The organism is Micromonospora sp. NPDC049201 (assembly GCF_055586805.1).
On record NZ_JBVJHM010000002.1, the window covers coordinates 313018 to 339120 of the forward strand.

Here is a 26103-nt window from a genome sequence, read left to right on the forward strand (position 1 = left end):
ACCGCACCGCATGAAGGCAACTCCGCTCAGAGCCGCCGCGCTGTCCGTGGCGCTGCTCGGCGCGCTGGTCGCCGGCACCCCGGCGCAGGCCGCGCCGGCCGAGACGACCACTGACTCCACCACCGACTGCGTCACGAACCCGGCCACCCCCAAGCGGCAGTTCCGGGCCATGTGGATCGCCTCCGTGACGAACATCGACTGGCCCAGCAAGGACTCCTGGACCGCACCGGACCAGGTCGCCAAGCAGAAGGCCGAATACCTGGGCTGGCTCGACCTGGCCCAGAAGCTCAACCACAACGCCGTCGTGGTCCAGGTCCGTCCGACCGCCGACGCGTTCTGGCCGTCGCCGTACGAGCCGTGGTCGGAATACCTGACCGGGGTACGCGGCAAGAACCCGGGTTGGGACCCGCTGGCCTTCCTGGTCGCCGAGTCGCACAAGCGGAACCTGGAGTTCCACGCCTGGTTCAACCCGTACCGCGTCTCCATGCCGGCCCCCGGTGGCGCCGGCGCCGACCTGTCGCAGCTCGCCCCGGACAGCCCGGCCCGGGCGCACCCGGACTGGGTGTTCGCCTACCCGCCGGCCGGCGTCGCCGGCAGCCGGCTCTACTACAACCCCGGCATCCCGGCGGTCCGCGAGTTCGTCCAGACCGCGATGATGGACGCGGTCAACCGGTACGACGTCGACGGCGTGCACTTCGACGACTACTTCTACCCCTACCCGAGCGGCACCTACCAGGTGCCCGACGACGCCACGTTCGCGCAGTACAACCGAGGCTTCACGGACAAGGCCGACTGGCGGCGGGACAACATCAACCTGCTGATGCAGGAGATGAACACCAAGATCAAGGCGGCCAAGCCGTGGGTGAAGTTCGGGGCCAGCCCGTTCGGGATCTGGCGCAACGCCTCGGCCGACCCGAACGGCTCGGACACCACCGGCTCGCAGTCGTACGACATCATCTCCGCCGACACCCGTAAGTGGATCAAGGAGGAGTGGATCGACTACGTCGTGCCGCAGCTCTACTGGTACATCGGCCAGTACCCGGCCGCCGACTACGCCCGGCTGGTGCCGTGGTGGGCCGAGCAGGTGCGCGGCACCAAGGTCCAGCTCTACATCGGCCAGGCCGACTACAAGAGCGGCGAGCCGGCGTACGGGTCGTTCTGGATGAACCCGCGCGAACTGTCCGACCACCTCACGCTCAACCGGTCGTACCCGGAGGTGCTCGGCAACGTGCACTTCTCCGCGGTGCAGGTCCGGGCCAACCGGCTCGGCGCCACCGACATCTACGCGGCCGAGCACTACTCGCGCCCCGCGCTGGTGCCCACCATGACGCACCTGCCGCACAAGCCGCTGCTGTTCCCGGTGGTCACCCGGGCCCAGCGGGAGGCGGACGGGGTACGACTGAGCTGGCGGCAGCCCGCCGACGGCAAGGGCCCGCTCGGCACCGCCACCTCGTACGCGATCTACCGGTTCGACGGCCTCGGCCTGGCCGGGCGCTGCGACTTCGCCGACGCGTCCCACCTGGTCGGCACCGTCCGGGCCACCGACGGTGACGTCCAGTCCTGGGTGGACACCACGGCGGTCGCCGGCAAGCGCTACACCTACCACGTGACCGCGCTGGACCGCCTGGCGAACGAGAGCCCGGCCAGCCCGCCGCGCTTCGTCCGCTGACCCGCCGCGAATGCCCCCGGACCGCCACCGCGACCCGGGGGCATTCGTCTGTTCGGGCGGATGTCAGCGAGCCGTTCCCCCGGCCATCGCCACAGGTCATCCCACTGATCGACACTCTTCCACATCCGGAGAACCCGGCCCCACCGTCCCGACGGAGGTACCCATGTCCCGTCGCCTCGCCACCACACTCGCCACCGCCCTGATCACGCTGCTCGCCACGCTCGGCCTGGCCGCGCCGGCCACCGCCGCGGTGAGCACCGAGCAGAAGCTCGCGGTGCTGTCCACCTGGACCCAGACCAGCGCCACCAGCTACAACGCCTGGAACAGCGCCCGCCTCGACCGGGCCCCCTGGACCGGGTACGGCTTCGACTGGTCCACCGACTACTGCTCGTCCAGCCCGGACAACCCGCTCGGCTTCCGCTTCAACCTCTCCTGCTACCGGCACGACTTCGGCTACCGCAACCACAAGGCCATGGGCATCTTCCCGGCCAACAAGTCCCGCCTGGACAGCGCGTTCTACGCGGACCTGAAGCGGGTCTGCGCCACCTACAACTCGGTGGTCCGGCCGGCCTGCTACAGCCTCGCCTGGACCTACTACCAGGCGGTCAGCGTGTTCGGCTCGCTCGCCGCCGTGCAGCAGGCCGACCTCGACCGCGCCGCGAAGATGAAGGCCGACGCGGAACGCCACCCCGCCTCCCGCACCTGACCCACCCACCCACCCACCCCACGCCCACCCACCCCGGGCGCCCCACCCCACCCCGCCCCGGGCGCGCACGCTTTCACGGAAAGAGTGGCTATCCGGGCCGCAATAGCCACTCTTTCCGTGAATCTGCGGACAGGGGGGCGGGTGTGGGGGCGGGGTGGGAGTGGGGTCAGCCTGTGGTGCTGCGGGGTTCGGCCGCCGGGCGGGGGGTGGGCGGGCCGAACCAGAGCGAGTCGGCCGACAGGTCCGGATGCTCGATGTGCAGCGCCAGCGCTGCCGCCTCGTCCAACCGCAGGCCCGCCCCCGCGCCGTACGCCGCGTCGAACGCCTCGTCGCCCAGAGTCCGGCGCAGCTCCGCCTGCCGGGCCAACCAGTACGGCTCGTAGATGCCCGGGGTGGCGCGCAGGCTCGCCCGGGTGGCCTGGGCCGCGCCGAAGAGCCGGGCCGCGGCCACCGCGTCCCCGGCCAGCGCGCAGCGCACCGCGATCGCGTTCACCGTGTCGCAGGCCCGACCCAGGTACCCGTGACTCATCCGGGACCGCAACGCCACCAGCAGGTGCTCGTGCGCCGCGACCAGATCCCCCCGGGCCAGCGCCACCATGCCGAGCAGCATGTCCACCGAGCGGCGGCCCCGCTCCACCGGGCGGGTCGCCTCCACCGGGCGCGCCGCGCCGAGCACCTCGGCCGCCTCGTCCCACGCGCCCCGGCGCCACAACAGCTCGGCGAGGTTGTAGACGGCGAGCAGCGCGTCACCGACCACGTCCTGCGCGTACGCCCAGTCGATCACCTCGCGGCAGATCCGCTCCGCCTCGGCGAACTGGCCCATGTCCACGAGCGGCGCGGCGCGGCCGGCCAGCACCCGCGCCAGCAGGCCCAGGTCACCGGCCTGCCGGGCGGCCGCCTCGGCCCGCTGCGAGTAGCGCAGCTCCTCGGCGAACTCCCCGTCCGCGCCGGCGTGCAGCGAGTGCATGTGGTACGCGGCGGCCAGCTCGGCCTCCGGGATGTCCTCGCCCGTCTCGGCGATCCGGCCGTAGAGCCGGAACAGCCAGAGTCGCCCCTCCCGGGCCAGCCCACGCTCCCGCCACCACTGGTCCAGCCCGCCGGCCAGGTGCAGGCCCGACCGGGCGCTGCCACCGGTGGCGCACCAGCGCAACGCGGCCCGCAGCTCCCCGGCCAGCGGGTCCAGCGCGTACAGGGAGAGCGTCACCGGCCGGCCGTCCGGACCCAGGTGCGCCCGGTCCAGCGCGTGCCGGCACCAGGCGACGTGCCGGTCCCGGGCGCTCTGCTCCTCACCGGTCTCGATCAGCCGGCGGGCCGCGTACGCCCGGATCGGGTCCAGCATCCGGTAGGTGCTGCCCGAGGCGTGCGGCTCGGCCAGCACCATCGACTTGTCGACCAGCACCGACAGCGGGTCCAGCGGATCCTCGTCCAGCAGCCACTGCACGGTCGGCAGGTCCACCGGGCCGGCGAAGACCGCCATCCAGCGCAGCAGCCGGGACGAGCGCGCGCCCAGCGTCCGGTACGACCAGGTCACCGTGGCCTGGATGGTCAGGTGCCGCTCGCTCGCCGACCGCTGCACCGCCCGGGTCGCCGGCGTCGGCGGGGCCGCCCCGGTCGCGGCGGCCACCAGATCCACGGTGTCCTGCTGGTTGCCGCTCCAACCGGCCTCGACCGGGGGCGGCTCCGCCGACTCGCGGCCGGCGTCCAGCGTGCCCAGCATGTCGTCGAGCCGCTCGGCCAACTGCCCGGCCGAGAGCACCCGCAGCCGCGCCGCGGCCAGCTCGATGGCGAGCGGCAACCCGTCCAGCCGGCGTACCACCCGGCGCAGGTCGGCCTGCTCGGTCGCTGCCGGCGGCCGGCCGCCCCGGGCCGCCGCGGTCCGGTCCAGCAGCAGGGCCACCGCGTCGCTCGCGCCGCCGTCGGGCACCTCGTCGACCGACAGCGGCGGGATCCGCCACACCACCTCACCGGGTACGCCGAACGACTCCCGGCTGGTCGCCAGCACCCGCACCCCCCGGCCGCCGGCCAGCAGCCGGGAGATCACCTCGGCCGACGCGGCCGGCTGGGCGTCGCAGGTGTCCAGCACCACCAGCATCCGGCGGGGGGCGGCGTACTCGACCAGGGTGTCGACCATCGGCCGGCCCGGCTCCGGGCGGAGGCCGAGCACGGCGGCGATCTCGAACGCGACCAGCCCCGGGTCGGTCACCGCGGCGATGTCGACGAACCAGACGCCGTCCGGGTAGTCCTCGACGATCCCGGAGGCCAGCTCCACGGCCAGCCGGGTCTTGCCCGCGCCGCCCGCGCCGAGCACGGTCACCAGCCGGTACGCCTCGACCAGCCGCCCCAGCTCGGCCCGCTCGAAGTGCCGGCCGACGAACGAGGTGACCTGGGTGGGCAGGTTGTGCGCCGCCGCGTCGGCGGTACGCGGACGCGGGAACCGCCGCTCCAGACCGGGCGCGACGAGCTGGAACAGCCGTTCCCGGTCGTCGAACCCGCGCAGCCGGTGCAGGCCGAGGTCCAGCAGCGACGCGCCGTCCGGCAGCGGATCCGCGTGCCGGGCGGTGGCCGCCGAGCAGAGCACCTGACCGCCGTGCGCGGCGGCGGCCACCCGGGCCGCCCGGTGCACCTCCGGACTGGCGTACTCACCGTCGCGGGGTTCGGCGTAGCCGGTGTGCAGGCCCATCCGGACCCGGGGGACGGCGTCGGCGTTGGGCCAGTCGTGGCTGGCGAGGGCGCGTTGCGCGGTCAGGCAGGCGCGCACGGCGGCGGCCGCGTCCGGGAAGGCGAGGAAGAACGAGTCGCCCTCGGTCAGCAGCTCCGACCCGTCCGTGCCGGCGAGCGTGTCGCGCAGCAGCCGGCGGTGCTCCCGCAGCACCGGACGGTAGACCGGGCCGAGCATCCGGGCCATCCGGGTCGAGCCCTCGATGTCGGTGAACACGAAGGTCACCCACCCGCTGGGGAGGTGGATCGGTGGCGACATGCGTCGAACCTCCCCCCGCTGACGTCGGGTTCATGCTGCCCTATGACCGCGTCGTCACGCATCGTGAGAACGGGTAGGCGGATTCCGACCAAAAGTTCCCACCGGCGAAGAACGCCCGACGGGGATCAGCAGCCGCAGGCGCCGCCGCAGCAGCCTCCGCCGGCCGGCGCGGGTGCCCCGCCGGCCGGGCCGGAGCCACCCCGGCCGGTGAACGCCACGGTGGAGAGCAGCTTCACCGTGTCGGCGTGGCCCTGCGGGCAGGTGGCGGGCCGGCCGGCCTCGGCCATCGGGCGGTTGACCTCGAAGGTGTCGCCGCAGGCGCGGCAACGGAATTCGTACCGGGGCATGCGTACAGCGTACGGCCGGGCCTGACGTCGTCGCACGGATGGGTGATACTCAACGGGTGGTGGACGGCGAACGGCGAGCGACGGTCCGGCCCCTGCGACCCGCCGCGCCGCCCGACGGCGGCGCCGGGCCGGTTCCCGGCCCACGGCGCGGCGAGCCCGCCCCACCTGCGAAGCCAGCTCCGCCCGCGGATTCCACCGGGAAGCCCGCCGGGGCGGCGGAGGCGGCGCCCGCGCCCGACGCGACGCCCGCCCCCAACGCCACGCCCGCCCCCGACTCGGCGCCCGCCCCCGAGGTGACGCCCTCGTCCGGGGCGAACTCCACGACCGGGGCGACGTCCGTGTCGGGGGCGCACTCCACATCCGGGGCGACGTCCACGACCGGGGCGCACTCCACATCCGGGGCGACGTCCGATCCGGTTGCCACGCCGGCAACCGGGGCCGCGTCCACAGCGGAGCCCGGCGTGCCGGCGGCCGGCGGCCGGCGGCGGCGGATGCCGTTCGCGCACGCCGGCCCGGTCCGGCCGGGGCAGCTCGCCGCGGGCGCGGTCCGCGCCACCCGGGACTGGTCACGCCGGCCCAGCGGGCGCACCGCGTTGCCCGCGCTGTTCCTGCTCGCCCTGGTCGGGGCCGCCGTCGCGGCCGGCGCGGTGCTCGTGCCGGCGGCCGTCCGCAAGCCGGAGCCGGTGGCGGTCGAGGCCACCGGCGCTCCCCCGGTCTACGGCGTGCCGCAGACCGGGGGAGCGCCGGGGCTGACCGGGGCGCCGCCGCCCACCGGCCCGACCGGCCTGCCCGGCACCGTCGGGCCGACCGGCACGCCGCTGCCGGGCGGGCCGACCGCCAACCCGGTCCTGCCGGGCGGTCGCCCGGCCGACGCGCTGGCCGGTTGGGCGCAGCGGGTCGGCCGCGCCACCGACATCCCGACCGTGGCGCTCCAGGCGTACGGCTACGCCGAGCTGGTGCTGGCGCAGACCCACCGCAGCTGCCAACTGAGCTGGACCACGCTCGCCGCGATCGGCTTCGTGGAGTCCGGGCACGGCTCGGCCAACCAGGCCAAGCTGGGCGCGAACGGGGTGGCCGTGCCGGAGATCCTCGGCGCGCGGCTCGACGGGCAGGGCGGCCGTTCCCGGATCCTCGACACCGACCAGGGTCTGCTCGACGGCGACAAGGAGTTCGACCGGGCGCTCGGCCCGATGCAGTTCATTCCCAGCACCTGGCAGGAGATCGGCGCGGACGCCGACAACGACGGGGTGAAGAACCCGCACGACATCGACGACGCGGCGCTCGCCGCCGGCGAATACCTGTGCAAGGGCGGCCGGAACATGACAATTCCCGGTGACTGGTGGGGCGCCATCCTTTCCTACAACGACGTTCGCCGGTACGCGCAGGACGTCTTCACCAAAGCCGACGAGTACGGGCGACGCAGCGGCACGTGACGTGACGGCGCGCGTACATTCGCGGACTCAACCCTTCCGTCTAGCTGCGGTTGACGGCAAGCTGTACGGGTGATGGTGCGCGAGTGGGACCCTCGGACCGCGTCGTCCGCCGAGATCGCGTCGCTGCTGGACACGCTGAACGCGGTCCTGGTGGCGGATCTGCCCCAGGATCCGCCCTGGCAGGCGAACTCCCTGCGGGAGTACCTCTCCGAGGTGATGCCCGGCGAGCGGCGGATCTCCTGGGTCGCCCAGGACGACCCGGCGCCGGACGGCACGCCCGGTGCGATCGTCGGGCACGTGCACGTGCTGCTGCTCGGCGGCATCGGCGTGCTGGAGGTGCTGGTGCATCCGACGCTGCGCCGCACCGGGATCGGCCGTGAGCTGGTGCGGGTGGCCGCCCGCCGGGTCTGGGACGAGGGCTTCCAGTCGATCGGCGTGGAGGTGGTCGGCGGCACCCCGGCCGTCGCGTTCTACGAGGCGCTCGGTTTCACCCGGGAGTACGTCGAGACCCGCAGCGTGCTCGACCTGGCCGCGGTGGACTGGCCGGCGCTGACCGAGATGGCCGCCGAGGTGGGCGCGGGCTACCACGTCGAGTTCTGCCCCGGCGGGCCGCCGGACGAGCTGATCGAGCCGTACGCGCGGGCCAAGGCCGAGGTGCGCGACGCCGACGACGGCGAGCTGCGCCCCAGCTCCTACGATCCGGAGCGGCTCCGCGACAGCCTCGCCACGCTGCACCGACGGGGCATGAAGCCGTACATCGTGCTGGCGCTGCACGAGCAGACCGGAGAGGTGGCCGGGCTGACCGAGGTGGTGGTGCCGGCGCAGCACCCGACCCGGGCCGACCAGTACGACACCATCGTGGTCCGGGACCACCGCGGCTACGGCATCGACCGGGCCATCAAGGCGCGGATGCTGCTGGAGCTGCGTTCGGCCGAGCCCGAGCTGACCGAGGTGCAGACCTGGAACGCGCAGGCCAACGAGTCGATGCTGAAGGTCAACGCGGAGCTGGGCTATCAACCCGACCGCGACTGGTGCGAGTACGGCGTGGACGTCGCCGAGCTGGTGCACCGGCTGGACCCCCACCGCTGACGCCTGTTCACCAAACGGCTGCCCGGGGGATGGACGCCGGCCCGCCAGGACCCTTAACGTGCGTTAGTTCCCGCCCACCCATCGTGGAGGCTCCATGCGCCCGCGCCGCACCTTAGCCGCGCTCGCGACCACCGCGGCCGTGTCCGTCACGGCCATCGGGATCGCACCCCCCGCGGCCAGCGCCGCGCCCACCGACCTGTTCATCTCCGAATACGTCGAGGGGTCGTCCAACAACAAGGCCGTCGAGCTGTTCAACGGCACCGGCGCGCCTGTCGACCTGGCCGCCGGCGGCTACCAGCTCCAGCTCTTCTTCAACGGCGCCAGCACCTCGACCAACGTGGCGCTGACCGGCACCGTCGCCGCCGGGGACGTGTTCGTCTTCGCCGCCGCGTCGGCCGCGCCGACGATCCTCGCCCAGGCCGACCAGACGTACGGCGGCGCGCTGTTCAACGGCGACGACGCGATCGTGCTGCGCAAGGGCGAGACGGTGGTCGACTCCATCGGCCAGGTGGGCGTGGACCCGGGCACCGAGTGGGGCAGTGGGCTCACCAGCACCGCCGACAACACGCTGCGCCGACTGCCCTCGGTGAGCGCCGGCGACACCGACCCGGCCGACCCGTTCGACCCGGCCGCCCAGTGGGCCGGCTACGCCACCGACACGTTCGACGGACTGGGCAGCCACACCGTCGACGGCGGCGGCCCGGTCGACCGGCCGGCGACGCTGACCTGCGGCGGCGCGCTGACCCTGGAGGCGGGTGCCACCGCCACCCGCGAGGTGACCGCGACCGACGTCGACGACACGATCACCGATCTGGCGGTCACCTCGGTCGTGCCGTCGCCGGCGAGCGGCTCGATCAGCCGTACCGCGTTCACGCCGGCGACCGCGACCGGCGGCACCGCCAGCGCCACGCTGACCGCGACCGGCCTGCCGGCCGGCGCCTACACGGTCACCGTGACCTCGACGGACGCCGAGGGCGGCACCGCCACCTGCACGCTCACCGTGCAGGCGACAAGCGTGCTGTCGGTGGGCGAGGTGCAGGGCCGCACCGCCGACGACGAGAGCGGTCGCACCGACCGGTCGCCGTTCGCGCCGGCCACCGGCAACGGCACCAGCACGACGCTGTACGACGTGCGCGGCGTGATCACCGGCAAGTCGCTGACCCGCACCTCGGCCGGGGCCGACCAGTGGGGCTTCTACCTCCAGAGCCGGCTCGGCAGCGAGGACGGCGACCCGCTCACCTCGGACGGCATCTTCGTCTTCATGGGCTCGTTCACCACGCTGATCGGCGGCTACGCCCCGACGGTCGGTGACGAGGTGGTGCTGCGCGGCCGGGTCTCCGAATACTTCAACCAGACCCAGCTCTCCGGTGCCTCGCTGGTCCGCAAGCTCGACTCCGGGCTCGACGTGGACACCGCGGTCCGGGTGGTCGACGCGGTCCCGCCGGCCGAGGCGGACGCCGCCGACCTGTTCTGGGAGCGGCACGAGGGCGAGCGGGTGCGGGTCCGCGCCGGCAGCGGCGTCTCCGCGCCCCGGCACATCTACTCCTCCACCGCGGACTCCGAGATCTACGTGCTGGACCGCGAGGATCCAATCATGAAGCGGTCCGACCCGTACGCCCGCCGGGTGTTCCGGGACGCGCACCCGCTTGACGACATCCCGGGCACGCTCTTCGACAACGGCAACAACCAGCGCATCCTGCTGGGCGCCGGCGGCGTGAAGGCGACCGCCGGTGACTCCGGCGCGCTGCTGCCCGAGGCGCGCACGTTCGACACGCTGACCGAGGACGCCTTCGGCTCCGTCTCGTACGCGTTCAGCAAGTACAGCGTGCAGCCCGAGCAGCTCACGCTGACCGGTGGCGCGGACCCGGCGGAGAACAACCCGCCGCGGCCGGCGGACCGCAACGGCGAGGTCGCGGTCGCCACCTACAACGTGGAGAACCTGTACGACTACCGGGACGACCCGTTCGACGGCTGCGACTTCGCCGGCAACAGCGGATGCCCCGGGGTCAGCCCGCCGTTCGACTACGTGCCGGCCAGCCCCGAGGCGTACGCCGCCAAGCTGGCCACGCAGGCCCGGCAGATCGTCGACTCGCTGCACAGCCCGGACCTGATCCTGGTGCAGGAGGCCGAGGACCAGGACATCTGTTCGGTGGTCGACGGCAGCCTGGCCTGCGGTGACACCAACAACGCCGACGGCGCGCCGGACACGGTGCAGGAGTTGGCGCTGGCCGTGGCGGCAGCGGGCGGCCCGGCCTACGCCGCCGCGTACGACCGGACCGGTGCGGACGCCCGGGGCATCGCCTCGGCGTTCCTCTACCGCACGGACCGGCTGACGCTGGCCCAGGCGACCGCCACCGACCCGCTGCTGGGTTCCGCGCCGACCGTGCAGTACCGCTCGGCGGCGCTGCCGTCCAACGCGGACGTGCAGAACCCGAAGGCGTTCAACGCGGTGCTGCCGGACGACGTGGACCGGTCGACCGGGGTGGACGGCAGCAATGTCTACACTCGCGCGGCGCAGCTCGCCCGGTTCACCGTGCGGGCCGCGCCCGGCTCGGGCGAGCGCTTCACGCTCTGGGCGGTCGCCAACCACTTCTCCTCCGGGCCGGACAGCCGGGTCGGGCAGCGCCGCGAGCAGGCCGCGTACGGGGCCGCGCTGGTGCGGGCCGTCGAGGCGACCGACCCGGACGCCCGGGTGGTCTACGGCGGTGACCTGAACGTCTTCCCGCGCCCGGACGACCCGATCGCGACCGGGCAGAACCCGACCCCGTCGGACCAGCTCGCCCCGCTCTACCAGGCCGGCCTGCACAACCTCTGGGACGACCTGGTCGCGGACGCCCCGGCGGCGGCGTACTCGTACACGTTCAGCGGGCAGGCGCAGACGCTCGACAACATGTTCGTCAACGACCCGATGCACGACGACCTGGTGCAGGTGCGGACGGCGCACATCAACGCCGACTACCCCACCGAGGCCGCGGACCTGGGCGACCGGGGCGCCAGCGACCACGACCCGACGGTGGCCCGGTTCCGCTCCCGCGCCGCGCTGCGGGTGGCCGACACGTCGGTGACCGAGGGCGACAAGGGCACCACGACGATGACGTTCACCGTCACCGTGTCCCGTCCGCTCTCCGAGCCGGCGCTGCTCTGCGCGGCCACCTACGGCAGCACGGCCCAGGCGGGCACGGACTACGACCCGTACGTCGGATGCCGGGTGCTGGCCGCCGGCCGCACCTCGCTCGCCTTCCCGGTCACCGTGCGCGGCGACCGCAAGCGCGAGGCGAATGAGCAGCTCACGCTGTACGTGGCCGGCGTGCCGGGGCTCCGGCTCACCGACCCGTCCGGCGTCGGGACGATCCTGAACGACGACTGAGCGGTGTTCCGCGCGGCGGCCCGTCATCCGGCTCTCCAGCCGGGCGGCGGGCCGCTGCGGTGTCCGCGTCGCTGCGGGTCGGGTGGGGGCGGCACGTTCCGGTACTTGGCCACCCGCACCTCCCACTGGCTGCGCCGCCGCAGCGCGTCCCGGACGGCGCGGTCCCGGTAGAACGTCTCCGGCGGCCGGGCCAGCCCGTAGATGTCGGCCCACCACTCCCCCGGCTCCGGGTCGGTGACCACGTCGAGGTGGGACGGGTATCGGCGCTCGGCACCGTCGCGCAGGTCGGCCCGGTCCCGCATCGGCTTGAGCACCGTGCCGGCCTCGTCGACGACGACCAGCCGGAAGCCGGCGACGCCGAGGAGGCGCGACAACATGGCGACGCTGGGCACGAGCGTGCCGGCCTCGATCCGCCCGACGGTGGTCGGGTGCACCCGGGCGTACCGGGCCAGCTCACGTTGGCTGGCGTCGGCGCGACGGCGGACCGCGCGAACGATTCCCGCCGCCGGGAACGGGACGTCGAACGGCTCGGTGAGTAGCGCCGGCGGGCCTTCCTCCGGCGCGTGGCCTTCGGCGGGCACCGTGGCTGCTTCCTCCGCGCCGGGCGTGGTGGCCATCTCGGGTGGGCCGTCGCCGGTTTCGGTCACCCCGCCACGGTCGCGCCTCCTCGGGATCCCGGCAACCCCCGCCCTCCCCGCTGTGGAAAACCCGCCAGCCGGCGTTGACAGCCGCTTCGCAGCCTTGGTGAGTTGCGCACTCAACAAACACGGAGAGTAAAAATAACGGTGAGTTACGGCAAAATGCTTGAGCCACCGAGCCCTCGGAGCCGTTAAGCACCCAAAGCGGACGAAAGCCCGCCACTGCCGCCGGCCGAAGATAGGGCTGCCATCGCCTTTGCTCTGCAACCGTGGAGGCAGCAGTAACAGAAAGTGTCCGATGCCTCCATGGCTGCAGAGCAAAGGCGACGTGACGGAAGGACATACGACGGCGGGAAATCTACGCTGCGTAATCGGGGAGTTCTCGAACATCCCTGAGCACAGCGAGCGGAGCGGACACCGCATCCGGCATGGGCCAGCACGCGGGCGGCCCGGCACCCAAGCCGGAGCGGGCGCGAGGCGCGGGACGGGGGCCCGGGAGGCGGGGAGGAATGCAGCAGCTCACAGGTCGCAGAGCCGGCGGCCGGAGCGGATGTCGTCGAGCGCGGCGTGCAGCTCGGCGATGCGCCGCTCAGCCTCGGCGGTGAGCCCGTCGTGCAGCCGCTGCCAGTCGGCGAGGTCCGGCTCGGGCGGCAGCGCCGCGAGCAGGTCCCGGATCTCACCGACGCTGAGGCCGATCCGCTGCGCCACCCGGGCCACCCGTACCCGGCACGCCGCATCGGGACCGAACCGGCGCTGGTTGCCGCTGGTCCGGCTGGCCGCGATCAGGCCCTGCCGCTCGTAGAAACGGATCGCGGAGCCACTGGCCCCGGCCTCCCGCGCCACCTCGCCCACCGTCAGCATGCCCACGACACTCCCCCGGAACGGCTTGACTTCAATATTTGTTCAAGTCTTAGCGTCCCTCGCATGACGACGCAAGAACCGCCGCTCACCCTTGCCGTGCTCGTCGCCAGCGTCCGCCGGCCCCGGATGGGTCGGTTGATCGCCGACTGGTTCGTCGACCACGCCGACCGTCGCGGCGGCTTCCGGACCGACCTGATCGATCTCGCCGAGGTGCCGCTCCCGCTGGCTGACACGCCGCCCGGCGGCAACCCGGCCAGCCCGATCGCCGGTCGCCTCGACGCCGCCGACGCCTTCGTCGTGGTCACGCCGGAGTACAACCACAGTTTCCCGGCGGCCCTGAAGAACGCCATTGACTGGCATCACCGGGAGTGGGTGGCCAAGCCGGTCGGGTTCGTCTCGTACGGCGCCGGCTCGGGCGGGATCCGCGCGGTCGAGCAGCTCCGGCTGGTCTTCGCCGAACTGCACGCCACCACCACCCGCACCGGCGTGGTGCTCACCGCACCGTGGGACCGCCTCGACCAGCAGGGCCGGCTGGTCGACGACGGTCCGCTGGGGCGGGCCGCCGACGGGACGCTCGACGAGGTGGGTTGGTGGGGCGAGGCGCTGCGCGCCGCCCGCAAGCGCCGGCCGTACGGTCAGTAGCGCTCGCGGAGGAGCTGGGCCGCCTCGACCGCCCAGTAGGTGAGGATGATCTGCGCGCCGGCCCGGCGGATCGAGGTGAGCGTCTCCAGCATCGTCCGCTCCCGGTCGATCCAGCCGTTGGCGGCGGCGGCCTCGACAGTCGCGTACTCCCCGGAGACCTGGTAGGCGGCGACCGGGACGTCCACCACGGCGCGGACCGCCGACACCACGTCGAGGTAGGGCAACGCCGGCTTGACCATCACCATGTCGGCGCCCTCGGCGACGTCCAGCTCGACCTCGCGCAGCGACTCCCGCAGGTTCGCCGGGTCCTGCTGGTAGGTGCACCGGTCGCCGTCCAGCGCCGACTCCACCGCGTCCCGGAACGGGCCGAAGAAGGCGGAGGCGTACTTGGCGGCGTACGCGAGCACCGAGACGTCCTGGTGCCCGGCGGCGTCCAGGGCCCGGCGGACCGCGCCGACCTGCCCGTCCATCATCCCGGACGGCCCGACCACGTGGACCCCGGCGTTGGCCTGGGCGACCGCCATCTCGGCGTACGCGGCAAGCGTGGCGTCGTTGTCCACGCCGCCGTCCGGAGTGAGCAGGCCGCAGTGCCCGTGCGAGGTGAACTCGTCCAGGCAGAGGTCGCCCATCACCACCGTCGAGTCACCGACCTCGGCGATCACGTCCCGGATGGCCACGTTGAGGATGCCGCCCGGGTCGAGGCCGCCGGAGCCGGTCTCGTCCCGCGTCGCCGGCACCCCGAACAGCATGATCCCGCCGACCCCGGCCTGGACCGCCTCGACCGCCGCCTTGCGCAGCGAGTCCCGGGAGTGCTGGAGCACCCCCGGCAGCGACGCGACGGCCCGTGGCTCGGTCAGCCCCTCCTTGACGAACATCGGCACGACCAGCTCGGCCGGGGCGACGCGGGTCTCGGCGACCAGCCGCCGCACGGCCGCGTTGCGGCGCAGCCGGCGGGGCCGGATCTCGGGGTACGGCATGGGGGTGCCTCCTGTCAGCGGAACCTCAGGGCGGTCGGGCCCTGCACCTTCGAGCCGCGGCGCTGCTTCGCCGGCATGGCGGCGAGCTTCTCGCGCAGCTCGACGGCGTAGGCGGCGAGCGCCTCCACCAGGTCGGGCACCGAGGCGTGCGGCGGCTGCACGTCGACCCGCAGGCCGAACTCCGTCGCGGTCTCCGCCGTCTTGGGCCCGATGACAGCAACAACGGTACGGGCGTGCGGCTTCCCGGCGATGCCGACCAGGTTCCGGACGGTGGAGGACGAGGTGAAGAGCACCGCGTCGAACCCGCCCGACTTGATCGCGTCGCGGATCTCGGCCGGCGGCGGCGCGGCGCGCACGGTGCGGTACGCGGTCACGTCGTCGACCTCCCAGCCGCGCTCGGTGAGCCCGGCCGCGAGCGTCTCGGTGGCGATGTCGGCGCGCGGCAGCAGCACCCGGCCGACCGGGTCGAGGATCTCGTCGTGCGGCGAGAACTCGGCCAGCAGGCCCTCGGAGGACTGCTCGCCGGCGGGGACCAGCTCCGGCTGGATGCCGAACGCGCGGACCGCGTCGGCGGTCGCCTCGCCGATGCAGGCGATCTTGACGCCGCCGAAGTGCCGGGCGTCCAGGCCGTGCTCGCCGAACTTCTCCCAGACCGCCCGGACCGCGTTCACCGAGGTGAAGATCACCCAGGCGTACCGGCCGTCGACCAGGCCCTTGACTGCCCGCTCCATCTGGGCCGGGGTACGCGGCGGCTCGACCGCGATGGTCGGCACCTCGCACGGGATCGCCCCGTACGCGCGCAGCCGCGCGCTCATCGCGCCGGCCTGCTCCTTGGTGCGGGGCACCAGCACCTTCCAGCCGTACAGCGGGCGGTTCTCCCACCAGCTCAGCTTGTCGCGGTCGGCGACGCCCGCGCCGACGGTGAGCACGACACGGCCGGTGAAGCCGAGCGCCGCCGCGACGAAGGAGTCCACGGTCGACGTGGTGGTGTACTGCGTCTCGCCGGTGCCGTCGCCGGTCACCCCGACCCCGGTGGCGCCGTCGACGCCGGCGGCCAGCAGCCCGTCCCGGACGGCGGCCAGGTCACCGGCGTCCACGGCCAGCGCCAGCGAACCCCGGCCCACCGCCGTGGCGAGCGCGTCGAAGTCCAGCGTGTTGACGTCCTCGACGTCGGCGGCGGTGCGCACGCCCGGCAACGGGACGCCCGCGTAGGTGGCGACGCCCTCGGCCTGGCCGACGCCCGGCACCACCTCGAAGTGCGCGGCGGTACGCGCCACCGCCTGCACCTCCTTGACCACCGAGTCGTGGCCGAACGGGTCACCGGCCACCAGGTGCACGGCGTTCTGCCCGGAGCGGGCCGCGGAGATCAGCACCTTCGCCACGTCGCCGGGCACACCCTCGGCGGGGCTGAACTCGGCGTCGGGCCGGGCCTGGGCGCGGACGTGGGTCAGCAGCGACTCGGGGACTCCCCGGTCGTACACCACGTGGTCGGCCTCGACCAGGGCGTCGAGCGCCCGGCGGGTCAGCAGGCCCGGGTCGCCGGGGCCGGCCCCGACGAAAGCGATCCGGCCTACGGGCTTACGGGTGCGGGTCATTCTGTGCTCCCAAGTTGCTGGGTCCCCGGGCCGGCGTGTCCTTCTTGGCCGAGGATCGAGTCGGCGCCGAGTTCGAGGAGTTCGGCGGCGAGTGCCTTGCCGATCTCCGCCGCGTCGGCGGGCGTTCCGGTGCGGGACAGTCGGAGGTCACGGGAACCGTCCGGGCTGATCACCGCACCGCGCAGGTAGATCTCCTCACCGGTCTCACCCTCGGCGAGTTCGCCGTAGGCGGCCACCGGTGCGCTGCACCCGGCCTCCAGGGTGGCCAGCAGCGCCCGTTCCGCGGTGACCGCGGCGCGGGACGGTGCGTGGTCGAGCCGCGCGAGCAGCTCGACCAGGTCGTGGTCGTCGGCCCGGCACTCGACGGCCAGCGCGCCCTGGGCGGGCGCGGGCAACATGAGCATCGGGTCGAGCGTCTCGGTGATGACGTCGGCGCGGCCGATCCGGGTGAGCCCGGCCCGGGCCAGCACGACGGCGTCGAGGTCGGCGTCCGGGCCGAGCACCCGGCCGAGCCGGGTGTCGATGTTGCCCCGGATCGGGGTGACCTCGAACTGCATGCCCAGCGCGTGCAACTGGGCGATCCGGCGCAGCGCGCCGGTGCCGATCAGCGCGCCGGGCGGCAGCTCGGCGAGCGTCCGGCCGCCGGTGGCGACCAACGCGTCGCGCGGGTCCTCCCGGGGCGGCACGGCCGCGATGTGCAGGCCGGGCGCCGCCGCGGTGGGCAGGTCCTTGTACGAGTGGACGGCGAAGTCGATCTCGCCGGCGGTCAGCGCGTCCCGCAGCGCGGAGACGAAGACGCCGACGCCGAGCCGCTGTACCGGGGCGGTGGAGCGGTCCCCGGCGGTCACCACCTCGACCAGCTCGACCGGGCGGCCGGTGGCCGCGGTGAGGGCCTCGGCGACGTGGCCGGACTGGGCCAGCGCCAGGACGCTGCCCCGGGTGCCGAGGCGCAGGGGGGCGGTCATCGCGCACCTCCGGTGGGCGGGACGTCGGCCGCGTCGAAGGACGGCCGGCCGTCGGTGTCGGTGGCGACCACGTCGGGGACGGTGTCGACCGGGGACGTCTGTGGCACCTCCAGGTCGAACAGCTCGCGCAGCAGGGCCGCGTACTGGTCGCCGCCGGGCTCGGCGGCGAGCTGGCGGACCCGTACGGTCGGCTGGTGCAGCAGTCGCTGCACGACCCGGTGCACGGTGCGGGCCACCTCGGCACGCTGGTCGTCGCTGAGGTCGGGACGGCGCTGGCCGAGCCGGCGCAGCTCGGCGCTGACCACGTCGTCGGCGCGCCCGCGCAGCGCGGCCACGGTGGGCGCCACGTCGGCGCCGCGCAGCCAGGTCAGGAACGCCTCGACCTCACCGGCGACGATGCGGGCCACCTCGGCGGCGTCGGCGGCGGCCGGCCCGTCGGCCAGGACGGCGGCCATCCGGTCGATGTCGATCACCTCGACGCCGGGCAGCTCGGCGACGCCGGCCTCGACGTCGCGCGGGACGGCCAGGTCGAGCAGGACCAGCGGGCCCCGGTCGGCGTCGCGGCGGGCCAGCGCCCGGGTCACCACGTCGCGGGTGAGCACCGGCTCGGCGGCGGCGGTGGCGGCGACCACGATGTCCACCGTGGAGAGCGCGTCGACCAGTTCGGCCATCGGCACGGCGGTGGCGCCGTACGACTCGGCGAGCCGGACCGCGCGGGCGGCCCCCCGGTTGGTGACGGTGAGCGGGCCGGCGCCCAGCCGGGACAGCGTGGCCACGCTCAGCGAACCCATCGCCCCGGCGCCGACCACCATGGCGGGTCGGCCGGTCAGGTCGCTGTCGAGCAGGCCGGCGGCGAGGTCGAGCGCGGCGGTGACCACGCTCTGCCCGGCCCGGTCGATGTTGGTCTCGGCGTGGGCCCGCTTGCCGACCCGCAGCGCCTGCTGCATCAGCTCGTGCAGCAGCCGGCCGGCGGAGTCGGCGCCGCCGGCGAAGTGGTAGGCGTCGCGGAGCTGACCGAGGATCTGCGCCTCGCCGACCACCATGGAGTCCAGCCCGGCGGCGACCCGGAAGACGTGGTCCACGGCGGCGGCGTCGTAGTGCACGTACAGGTGCGGGGCGAGCGCCGCCGGCGGGCAGCCGGCCTGCTCGGCCAGGACCGCGCAGATGTCGCCGAGCCCACCGTGGAAGCCGGCGACGGCGGCGTAGACCTCCACCCGGTTGCAGGTGGAGACCAGCACGGCCTCGGCGACGTACGGCTGGGCGACCAGCCGGTCCAGCGTGCGGGTGAGATCCGCGGGTGGGACGGCCAGTTGCTCCAGGACGGCGACCGGGGCGGTGCGGTAGGACGCGCCGACGACGAGCAGTTTCACGTGCCGATCGCCTCCTGGGTGTCGGTGGTCGCGAGCCCGCCGGGCAGGGCGGTGAGCGCGGACCCGCCGGTGGCGGGCAGCGCGGTCAGCGACGCCTTGCGGTGCTCGTGGAAGGACAGGATCTGCAGCTCGATCGCGAGGTCGACCTTGCGCACGTCGACCCCTTCCGGGACCGAGAGTACGCACGGCGCGAAGTTGAGGATGCTCGTCACGCCGACGGCGACCAGCTCGTCGGCGACCGCCTGGGCGGCCGGCGCCGGGGTGGCGATCACGCCGATCGAGATGGTCTCCTCGGCGACCACCCGGGACAACTCGTCCACGTGCCGGACGACCAGCCCGTTTATCCGCTCGCCGACGCGGGACGGGTCGGCGTCGAGCAGCGCGGCGATCCGGAAGCCGCGGCTGGCGAAGCCGTCGTAGCCGGCCAGGGCGTGACCGAGATTACCCACGCCGACCAGCGCGACGGCCCGGCACTGGGTGAGGCCGAGCACCGACTCGATCTGGTCGATCAGCAGCGCGACGTCGTAGCCGACGCCGCGGGTGCCGTACGAGCCGAGGTGGGACAGGTCCTTGCGGAGCTTGGCGGAGTTGACGCCGACGGCGCTGGCCAGGCCCTCGCTGGACACGGTCTCGTGACCGGATTCGGCGAGCGCGTGCAGCGCACGCAGGTATTCCGGGAGCCGGGACACGGTCGCCTCGGGCAGGTCCGGAAGCGCCGGTACGGCACCGGTGCGGCCGGGCGCGCCAGGGGGACGGTGCTGACTCATGAGACTCCGTGCGGTGCGATCCTCGACCGGCGACGGGGGCCGGCCGTTTCGGGACTCCCGCTGGCGACCGATGTTGCCGGCTGTGCTAGCAGGGCGCGTCGGAACTACAGAGTAGGCGCTTGTGAAGAGGTGCACAAATCGCGATCTTGATGACTCGCGATGCGGCTCCACCTGCCCCTCCATTCCTACAAGATCGATCAACCGCGCTCCTCGGTGGCGCGAGGCGATTATTGCTCAATCCCGACTTCTCTGACCAATCGCGTGCGTGCGGTAACGCTCCGCAGCCAACGCGGCGAGGCGCTTCTCACGTGCCGGGTGGGGAGAACCCCACCCCCGACCGGCCGGCGTACGGGATGGGCCGGCCGGGACCGCGCCCATAGCCTCGAACCATGACCGCCGCGCCGTTGGCCACCGCACCCGTTCCCTCCTCGCCCGTCCGGAGCCTGTTCCGGCGACTCGCCCACGACACCGGCTACGTGCTCTTCAGCCTGCCGCTGGCGATCGTCGGGTTCGTGCTCGCCGTGGCGGGGATCTCACTCGGCGTCGGGCTGCTGGTCACCACGCTCGGCCTGCCGGTCCTGGCCGGCGTGCTCTACGCGGCGCGCGGGCTGGCCGACCTGGAACGGCTCCGGCTCCCCGGCGTGCTCGGCCGGCCCCGGGTCCGCCCCGTCTACCTGACCCCCGGGCGCGGCGCCCGGTTCTGGCGGCGGGTGTTCACCCCGATCCGCGACCCGCAGTCCTGGCTCGACCTGCTGCACGCGTTCCTGCGGCTGCTGGTGACCCTGCCCACGTTCGTGCTGATGGTGGTCTGGTGGGCGCTGGCGCTGACCGGCACGCTCTACGGCGGGTACGACTGGGCCATCCCGCGCGGGCCGGACGACCAGGACCTCAGCCAGCTCCTCGGCATGGGCGACGGCACGGGCGCGCGGATCGCGCTGAACACCGCCATCGGCCTGTTCGCGCTCCTCACCCTCCCGCTGGTTGCCCGTGCCCTGGCCCGGATCCAGGGCGGCCTGGCGTACTCGCTGCTCACCGGCGTGGCCGAGATGCGGCAGCGGATCGTCACGCTGGAGGAGCAGAAGCGGGCCGCCGCCTCGGCCGAGGCGTCCGCGTTGCGCCGGTTGGAGCGGGACATCCACGACGGGCCGCAGCAACGCCTGGTCCGGCTCGCCATGGACCTGGGCCGGGCCCGCCACCAGCTCGCCGCCGACCCGGAGGCGGCCCGGCGCACGCTGGACGAGGCGGTCGCCCAGACCCGGGAGACGCTCGACGAGCTGCGCGCGCTCTCCCGGGGCATCGCGCCGCCGATCCTGGTCGACCGAGGGCTGCCCAGCGCGCTCGCCGCGCTCGCCGCCCGGGCGCTGGCGCCGACCGAGCTGCTCGTCGACGACGACCTGGGCACCACCGGCGGCCGGCTCGACCCGGGCCTGGAGAGCACCGCCTACTTCGTGGTGGCCGAGGCGCTGACCAACGTCGCGAAGCACAGCCGGGCCGACGCCTGCCGGGTGGAGGTGACCCGGAAGGTGGGCCGACTGGAGATCACCGTCGCCGACGACGGGGTCGGCGGCGCGCACCTGGCCAAGGGACACGGGCTCAGCGGCATCGCCGACCGGGTCCGGGCGGCCGGCGGCACGCTGGAGGTGGACAGCCCGGCCGGCGGGCCGACCCGGATCCACGCCGAGCTGCCCCGGTGACCGCCCGCCGCCCGGCCCGGCGACCCGCCGAACCGCCCCGGTGACGGCCGCCGACGACGCGCCGCGCCGCGTCGAGGCCGCGCGGTGGGACCCGGACGTGGTAGACACCGGACCCATGCGGGTGGTGATCGCGGACGACGCCGTGCTGCTCCGGGAGGGGCTGATCCGGCTGCTGACCGAGTTCGGGCACCAGGTGGTGGCCGCCGTCGGCGACGGGGACGCGCTTGTCGACGCCGTGGTGGCGCACCGGCCGGACATCTCGGTGGTGGACGTGCGGATGCCGCCGTCGCACACCGACGAGGGGCTGCGCGCCGCGGTGGAGGCCCGTCGCCGGGTGCCGGGCACGCCGATCCTGGTGCTGTCCCAGTACGTCGAGGTGTCGTACGCCGACGACCTGCTGGACACCGCGGGCGGCGCCGGCGGCGGCATCGGCTACCTGCTCAAGGACCGGGTGGCCGCGATCGACGAGTTCCTGGACGGGCTGGCCCGGGTGGCCGCCGGCGGCACCGTGCTGGACCCGGAGGTGATCAGCCAACTGCTGGTGCGGCGGCGACGCGACGACCCGTTGGCCGCGCTGACCCCGCGCGAGCGCGAGGTGCTGGCGCTGATGGCCGAGGGCCGCTCCAACACCGCCATCGCCCGCGCCCTGGTGGTGAGCGACGGCGCGGTGGAGAAGCACGTCCGCAACATCTTCACCAAGCTCGACCTGCCGCCGGACGCCACCACCCACCACCGCCGCGTGCTGGCCGTCCTGGCCCACCTCCGCGCCTGACGCGCCGGCTCAGCGCAGCGCGCGGGCCAGCGTGACCGCCTCGGTGAGGGTGTCGGCGGTCGGGTGACCGCTGGCGCGCAGCCGGGCCGGGTCGGAGAGGCCGCCGGTGTAGAGGACGGCCGCGCCGCCGACCGAGGTGGCCGCGTCGGCGTCGTCGAGCGAGTCACCGATCAGCACCACGTCGGCGCCGGCCAGCCCCAGTTCGGCCAGGTGCTTCTCCAGCCACTCGGCCTTGGGCCCGCCGCCGACCGCGGCGCGCAGCCCGTCCACCCGGCTGAAGTGCGGGGTCAGCCCGTACGTGTGCACGGTGGGCACCAGCTCGTCGTGGAACCACATGGACAGCAGCGACTGGCTGCCCGGCCAGGCGGCGATCGCGGCGGTGGCGTCGGCGGCCAGCGCGCAACTGGTCAGCCCGGCCCGGTACGCGTCGTGGAAGATCCGGTCGAGCGCGCCGAACGCCTCGGCGTCGACCGCCCGGCCGAGCATCTCCGCGTAGTAGTCGGCGATCGGCCGGCGGAACCGCACCCGGTGCTCGTCCGCGCTGACCGCCGGACCGCCGGCGCTGGCGAACGCCACGTTGGTGGCGCGCACCACCAGGTCGAGGTCGTCGAGCAGGGTGCCGTTCCAGTCCCACACCAGGTGGCGCCGCGTAGCCGTCACCCGAGCACCATAGTTCACAGTTGCGGGGTGGTCAGGTCCCGCAGCAGCCGGTCCTCCTCGACCCGCCAGTAGCCGTGCTCCTTGCCGTCGAGCAGCACCACCGGCAGCCGGTCGCCGTAGTCGCGTTCCAGCTCGACGTCGCCGCTCACGTCCTTCTCCACCCAGCGGTCGCCGGTGACCGCCACCACCCGGTCGAGCGCCGCCTTCGCGTCCGCGCAGAGGTGGCAGCCGGGCCGGGTGATCAGGATGAGCCTCGCGTCACTGGACATCGGGTACCTCCGTGCGGGTCTCGGTCGGCGGTGCCGGCGACGGCACCACGGGCGCCGGGCGCAGCTCGGTCTTGCGGACCTTCCCGATCGCCGAGTACGGCAGCGCGTCGACGAACTCGACGGCGGTCGGGCACTTGAACCGGGCCAGGTTACGCGCGCAGTGGGCGAGCAGCTCCGCCGCCGTCACCGACGAGCCGGCCGCGCGCACCACGTACGCCCGCACAGTCTCGCCGGTCCGGAGGTGCGGCACGCCCAGGACCGCCGACTCGGCCACCCCGGGGTGCGCCTGGAGCACCGACTCGACCTCGTGCGGGTAGACGTTGAAGCCGTTGACCAGGATCAGCTCGCCGAGTCGGTCGACCAGGAACAGGTCGCCGTCGCCGTCGGCGTACGCCACGTCGCCGGTGGCCCACCAGCCGTCCGGGCCGGGCCCGCCCCGCCCGTCGGGCCAGTAGCCGGCGAACAGGTTCGCGCCACGCACCACGATCTGCCCGGGGTCGGTGCCGACCGGGTCGTCGGTGAGGTCCATCCCGTCGTCGTCGGTCTCGGCGGCGGGCACCCCGTCGCGCCACAGCTCGTCGCCGTCGGAGCCGACCAGGCGCAGCTCGACGCCGGGCAGCGGGCGGCCGATCGAGCCGGGTTTCGGCTCACCGCCGACCAGCGTGGAGGTGAGCACCGGCGCGGTCTCGGTGAGCCCGTAGCCGACGTGCACGGGATGCCCGGTCAGCTCGGTGAAGCGCGCCCCGACGGGCAGCGGCAGCGGTGCCGCGCCGCAGACCGCGACCCGCACCCCGGCCAGCGCCGCGCTCGGGTCGCCGGCCGCCTCGGCCCAGGTCAGGAACATCGACGGTACGCCGAGCAGCACGCTGACCCGGTGCCGGGCGATCTCGTCGAGCGCCCCGGTCGGGCCGGGCTCGTCGACGAGCACGCCGGTGGCGCCGTGGTGCAGCACCGCCCCGAGCCCGGCGTTCAGCCCGTACGCGTGGAACAGCGGCAGCGCCAGCAGCACGGTGTCGTCGGGCCCGACCACCGGGGGGTCGATCCGGTCGGCCTGGGCGTGGTTGGCGGCCAGCGCCCGGTGCGACAGCATCGCGCCCTTGGGCCGGCCCTCGGTGCCCGAGGTGTAGAGCAGTACGGCCAGGTCGTCCCCGTCCCGCGTCGGGAACCGGGCCGGGGCGTCGTCGTCGGCGACCGGCGGGACGGTGTGCACCGTGCGCAGCGCGGGCAGGTCGGCGGGGTCCACCCGGGCGGTCACGTCGGCGGCGCCGACCAGGACGGCGGCTCCGGAGTCGGCGAGCACGTGCCGCAGTTCCCGGCCGGTCAGCGTGGGGTTGACCGGCACGGCGACCAGGCCGGCGCGGAGCGTGGCCAGGTAGGTGACCACGAAGTCGGGGGTGTTGCCGAAGCCGATCGCCACCCGGGGCGGGTGTGGCGTGCGGTCCGCCGACGGCGCGGCGGCGCGCAGCGCGTGGGCGGTGGCGGTGACCGCGGCGTCCAGCGCGGACCAGGTGAGCGTGGTGTCGCGCCAGTGCAACGCGACCCGGCCGCCGTGGTCGGTGGCGGCCCGGCGGAGGCGGTCGGCGAGGTTCGGCGCGGTGCTGTCGGCGGCGTCCTGCACGGTGGCTGAGTCTGGCACAGCGGGGTGCGCCGGGCCATGCCCCCGAGCGCCGCCCGGGTCCGCCGGGTGAGGCCGCAATTGACAGTGGACGCGATTCCCATGAGTGGGAGCGTGATCTTCACGGGCTGCGGGGGCGTGACTGGAGACGGATTCACGAACCGCGCTCACGACACGCCGGGCGGCCGAAAAATCGGCCTCGACCTGGACTTCCACTGCGGACCAGGTTGCCGCACGAAAGTCAACCACGAGCGACGGACAACCGGTCCGGCAGGAGTGCGACCACGCGGGAAATACTTCCGCTCTGTGTAACGGACTTGCCACGCGCGGGTGACGTTGGGCCTATCATCACTCGGGTCGGCTCACCCATTTGCCGTGAGTCGACACCCCTCAGCCCGAGGAGGCCCCCGTGCCCGTGAGCGCATTGGACCAGCACCTCAACGGTACGTGCCGCCCGCCGACACGTCCCGCACCGGCCGCGCCCCACCGGGTCGCGCCCGGCCCCGCAGCGCCGCACCGGCGCCCGGCGAGGTCGCTGCCCATCTGGACCGGGGAGGCACGGTGACCACGTTCGGTTACGCGGAACGGCCGGCCGGGGTGACCGGCCCGACCCAGCGGAACCCGCTCAACGAGCGCGCCGAGCCCGCGCCACGCGCGGACGGCCTGCTCGCGCTGAGCGGCGAGGCAAGACGGACCCGCAGCCGCGCGCACCACGGCAACGAGGCGCCGCTGCGCCCGGCGTCCCCCGGCGGCAACGCGAAACCCGCCGCCGGGCGCGTCGGCGCTCCGCCCCGCCCGGCCGTCCCGCCGGCCCAGGCCCGCCGCGGTGACGCGGCGCCCAGCGCCGAGCCCGCCGGCGCCGAGACCGCGGTGCTACCGGTGGTGACCGTCGGCGACACCGCGGTGCTGCCGGCCGTCCCGGCCGCCACGTCGGCCACCGGCTTTCCCAGCCGCCCCGACCCGTCCGACCCGGCCACCGAGGTCTGGACGCTCGTCGAGCGGGCGCAGGCCGGCGAGTCCGAGGCGTTCGGCCTGATCTACGACCGGTACGTCGACACCGTCTTCCGGTTCGTCTACTTCCGGGTCGGCAACCGCCAACTCGCCGAGGACCTCACCTCCGACACGTTCCTGCGGGCCCTCAAACGCATCGGCAGCTTCACCTGGCAGGGGCGTGACCTGGGCGCCTGGCTGGTCACCATCGCCCGCAACCTGGTCGCCGACCACTTCAAGTCCGGGCGCTACCGGCTGGAGGTGACCACCGGCGACGTCCTCGACGCCGACCGGGAGGACCGCGGCCCGGAGGGCAGCCCGGAGGCGGCGGTGGTCGAGCACATCACCAACGTCGCCCTGCTCACCGCCGTCAAGCAGCTCAACCCGGAGCAGCAGGAGTGCATCGTGCTCCGGTTCCTGCAGGGCTTCTCGGTCGCCGAGACGGCCCGTGCCATGGGCAAGAACGAGGGCGCCATCAAGGCGCTGCAGTACCGGGCGGTACGGGCGCTGGCCCGACTGTTGCCCGACGGCTTCCAGGCCTGACCCGCCGCATCCCCGTCCCGCCACCGGCCCGACGCCGGTGGCTGACGCGCGCCCCGGCCCGCCCGCGACCCCCGTCACACCCGGTTATTTCGCCCCCGAACGGCCCGTAACCGGCGACCGGCGCGAACCGTTTCTCCGGGTGCGACCAGTGGTTGTC

General features: G+C 74.2%; 21 protein-coding genes. 9 read left to right on the forward strand and 12 right to left on the reverse strand.

What is annotated here, in order from left to right; translation table 11 throughout:
- Positions 1-10 precede the first annotated feature (10 nt).
- Positions 11-1669, forward strand: a complete 1659-nt coding sequence (locus ACZ6O5_RS05235) for a glycoside hydrolase family 10-like protein (protein WP_465974534.1) — start codon at positions 11-13, stop codon at positions 1667-1669.
- Positions 1670-1832: 163 nt separating this feature from the next.
- Complete coding sequence (locus ACZ6O5_RS05240) at positions 1833-2375, forward strand: phospholipase (protein ID WP_465974535.1); 543 nt, start codon at positions 1833-1835, stop codon at positions 2373-2375.
- 166 nt (positions 2376-2541) lie between these two features.
- On the opposite strand, the gene ACZ6O5_RS05245 is transcribed toward ACZ6O5_RS05240, so the two are convergent.
- The gene (locus ACZ6O5_RS05245) at positions 2542-5352 is read right to left on the reverse strand and encodes an ATP-binding protein (protein WP_465974536.1); all 2811 of its coding nucleotides are present in this window, start codon (positions 5350-5352) and stop codon (positions 2542-2544) included.
- A gap of 125 nt (positions 5353-5477) precedes the next feature.
- Positions 5478-5699: an FmdB family zinc ribbon protein gene (locus tag ACZ6O5_RS05250; protein ID WP_465974537.1), complete on the reverse strand. Its 222-nt coding sequence runs from the start codon at positions 5697-5699 to the stop codon at positions 5478-5480.
- A 38-nt stretch (positions 5700-5737) separates the two neighbouring features.
- Here ACZ6O5_RS05250 and ACZ6O5_RS05255 point away from each other — a divergent pair, with 38 nt between their 5' ends.
- The 3 genes from ACZ6O5_RS05255 (at position 5738) to ACZ6O5_RS05265 (ending at position 11588) form a co-directional block, all read left to right on the forward strand.
- Positions 5738-7132: a lysozyme family protein gene (locus ACZ6O5_RS05255; RefSeq protein ID WP_465974538.1), complete on the forward strand. Its 1395-nt coding sequence runs from the start codon at positions 5738-5740 to the stop codon at positions 7130-7132.
- 72 nt (positions 7133-7204) lie between these two features.
- Positions 7205-8221 (forward strand): GNAT family N-acetyltransferase, encoded by a 1017-nt coding sequence (locus ACZ6O5_RS05260; RefSeq protein WP_465975030.1) that lies wholly within the window; start codon positions 7205-7207, stop codon positions 8219-8221.
- A gap of 94 nt (positions 8222-8315) precedes the next feature.
- Positions 8316-11588 carry a lamin tail domain-containing protein gene (locus ACZ6O5_RS05265; protein WP_465974539.1) on the forward strand — a complete coding sequence of 1091 codons (3273 nt, stop codon included), beginning with the start codon at positions 8316-8318 and terminating at the stop codon, positions 11586-11588.
- A gap of 23 nt (positions 11589-11611) precedes the next feature.
- Here the strand turns inward: ACZ6O5_RS05265 and ACZ6O5_RS05270 are convergent, their stop codons facing one another.
- Positions 11612-12235 carry a helix-turn-helix domain-containing protein gene (locus tag ACZ6O5_RS05270; protein WP_465974540.1) on the reverse strand — a complete coding sequence of 208 codons (624 nt, stop codon included), beginning with the start codon at positions 12233-12235 and terminating at the stop codon, positions 11612-11614.
- Positions 12236-12745: 510 nt separating this feature from the next.
- The gene (locus ACZ6O5_RS05275) at positions 12746-13087 is read right to left on the reverse strand and encodes a MerR family transcriptional regulator (RefSeq protein ID WP_405094341.1); all 342 of its coding nucleotides are present in this window, start codon (positions 13085-13087) and stop codon (positions 12746-12748) included.
- Positions 13088-13150: 63 nt separating this feature from the next.
- Between ACZ6O5_RS05275 and ACZ6O5_RS05280 the strand changes: the two genes are divergently transcribed.
- Positions 13151-13729 (forward strand): NADPH-dependent FMN reductase, encoded by a 579-nt coding sequence (locus ACZ6O5_RS05280; protein WP_465974541.1) that lies wholly within the window; start codon positions 13151-13153, stop codon positions 13727-13729.
- Here the strand turns inward: ACZ6O5_RS05280 and hemB are convergent.
- The 5 genes from hemB to ACZ6O5_RS05305 are packed head-to-tail and all read right to left on the reverse strand — an operon-like array spanning position 13723 to position 19403.
- On the reverse strand, positions 13723-14706 hold the full coding sequence (hemB, locus tag ACZ6O5_RS05285) for a porphobilinogen synthase (protein WP_465974542.1): 984 nt from the start codon (positions 14704-14706) through the stop codon (positions 13723-13725). The two genes, ACZ6O5_RS05280 and hemB, sit on opposite strands and share 7 nt — an antisense overlap.
- A 14-nt stretch (positions 14707-14720) precedes the next feature.
- On the reverse strand, positions 14721-16301 hold the full coding sequence (locus ACZ6O5_RS05290) for a bifunctional uroporphyrinogen-III C-methyltransferase/uroporphyrinogen-III synthase (RefSeq protein WP_107162547.1): 1581 nt from the start codon (positions 16299-16301) through the stop codon (positions 14721-14723).
- A complete protein-coding gene (gene hemC, locus ACZ6O5_RS05295; protein WP_357298294.1) occupies positions 16298-17266 on the reverse strand; it encodes a hydroxymethylbilane synthase in 969 nt (322 codons plus the stop codon). Before hemC ends, ACZ6O5_RS05290 begins: the two co-directional genes overlap by 4 nt.
- On the reverse strand, positions 17263-18636 hold the full coding sequence (locus ACZ6O5_RS05300; protein ID WP_465974543.1) for a glutamyl-tRNA reductase: 1374 nt from the start codon (positions 18634-18636) through the stop codon (positions 17263-17265). Before ACZ6O5_RS05300 ends, hemC begins: the two co-directional genes overlap by 4 nt.
- On the reverse strand, positions 18633-19403 hold the full coding sequence (locus ACZ6O5_RS05305; protein WP_281938293.1) for a redox-sensing transcriptional repressor Rex: 771 nt from the start codon (positions 19401-19403) through the stop codon (positions 18633-18635). Before ACZ6O5_RS05305 ends, ACZ6O5_RS05300 begins: the two co-directional genes overlap by 4 nt.
- Before the next feature lie 389 nt (positions 19404-19792).
- On the opposite strand from ACZ6O5_RS05305, the gene ACZ6O5_RS05310 reads away from it, so the two are divergent.
- A complete protein-coding gene (locus ACZ6O5_RS05310) occupies positions 19793-21097 on the forward strand; it encodes a sensor histidine kinase (RefSeq protein WP_465974544.1) in 1305 nt (434 codons plus the stop codon).
- 115 nt (positions 21098-21212) lie between these two features.
- The gene (locus ACZ6O5_RS05315; protein ID WP_465975032.1) at positions 21213-21869 is read left to right on the forward strand and encodes a LuxR C-terminal-related transcriptional regulator; all 657 of its coding nucleotides are present in this window, start codon (positions 21213-21215) and stop codon (positions 21867-21869) included.
- A gap of 9 nt (positions 21870-21878) precedes the next feature.
- Here the strand turns inward: ACZ6O5_RS05315 and ACZ6O5_RS05320 are convergent, their stop codons facing one another.
- The 3 genes from ACZ6O5_RS05320 to ACZ6O5_RS05330 are packed head-to-tail and all read right to left on the reverse strand — an operon-like array spanning position 21879 to position 24416.
- Positions 21879-22529 (reverse strand): HAD family hydrolase, encoded by a 651-nt coding sequence (locus ACZ6O5_RS05320; protein ID WP_405091342.1) that lies wholly within the window; start codon positions 22527-22529, stop codon positions 21879-21881.
- Positions 22530-22543: 14 nt separating this feature from the next.
- Positions 22544-22798 (reverse strand): glutaredoxin family protein, encoded by a 255-nt coding sequence (locus tag ACZ6O5_RS05325; RefSeq protein ID WP_465974545.1) that lies wholly within the window; start codon positions 22796-22798, stop codon positions 22544-22546.
- Positions 22788-24416: an AMP-binding protein gene (locus ACZ6O5_RS05330; RefSeq protein WP_465974546.1), complete on the reverse strand. Its 1629-nt coding sequence runs from the start codon at positions 24414-24416 to the stop codon at positions 22788-22790. Before ACZ6O5_RS05330 ends, ACZ6O5_RS05325 begins: the two co-directional genes overlap by 11 nt.
- A 558-nt stretch (positions 24417-24974) precedes the next feature.
- On the opposite strand from ACZ6O5_RS05330, the gene ACZ6O5_RS05335 reads away from it, so the two are divergent.
- Entirely contained in the window at positions 24975-25946 is a 972-nt protein-coding gene (locus ACZ6O5_RS05335) for an ECF subfamily RNA polymerase sigma factor, BldN family (protein WP_465974547.1), read from the forward strand.
- Positions 25947-26103 lie beyond the last annotated feature (157 nt).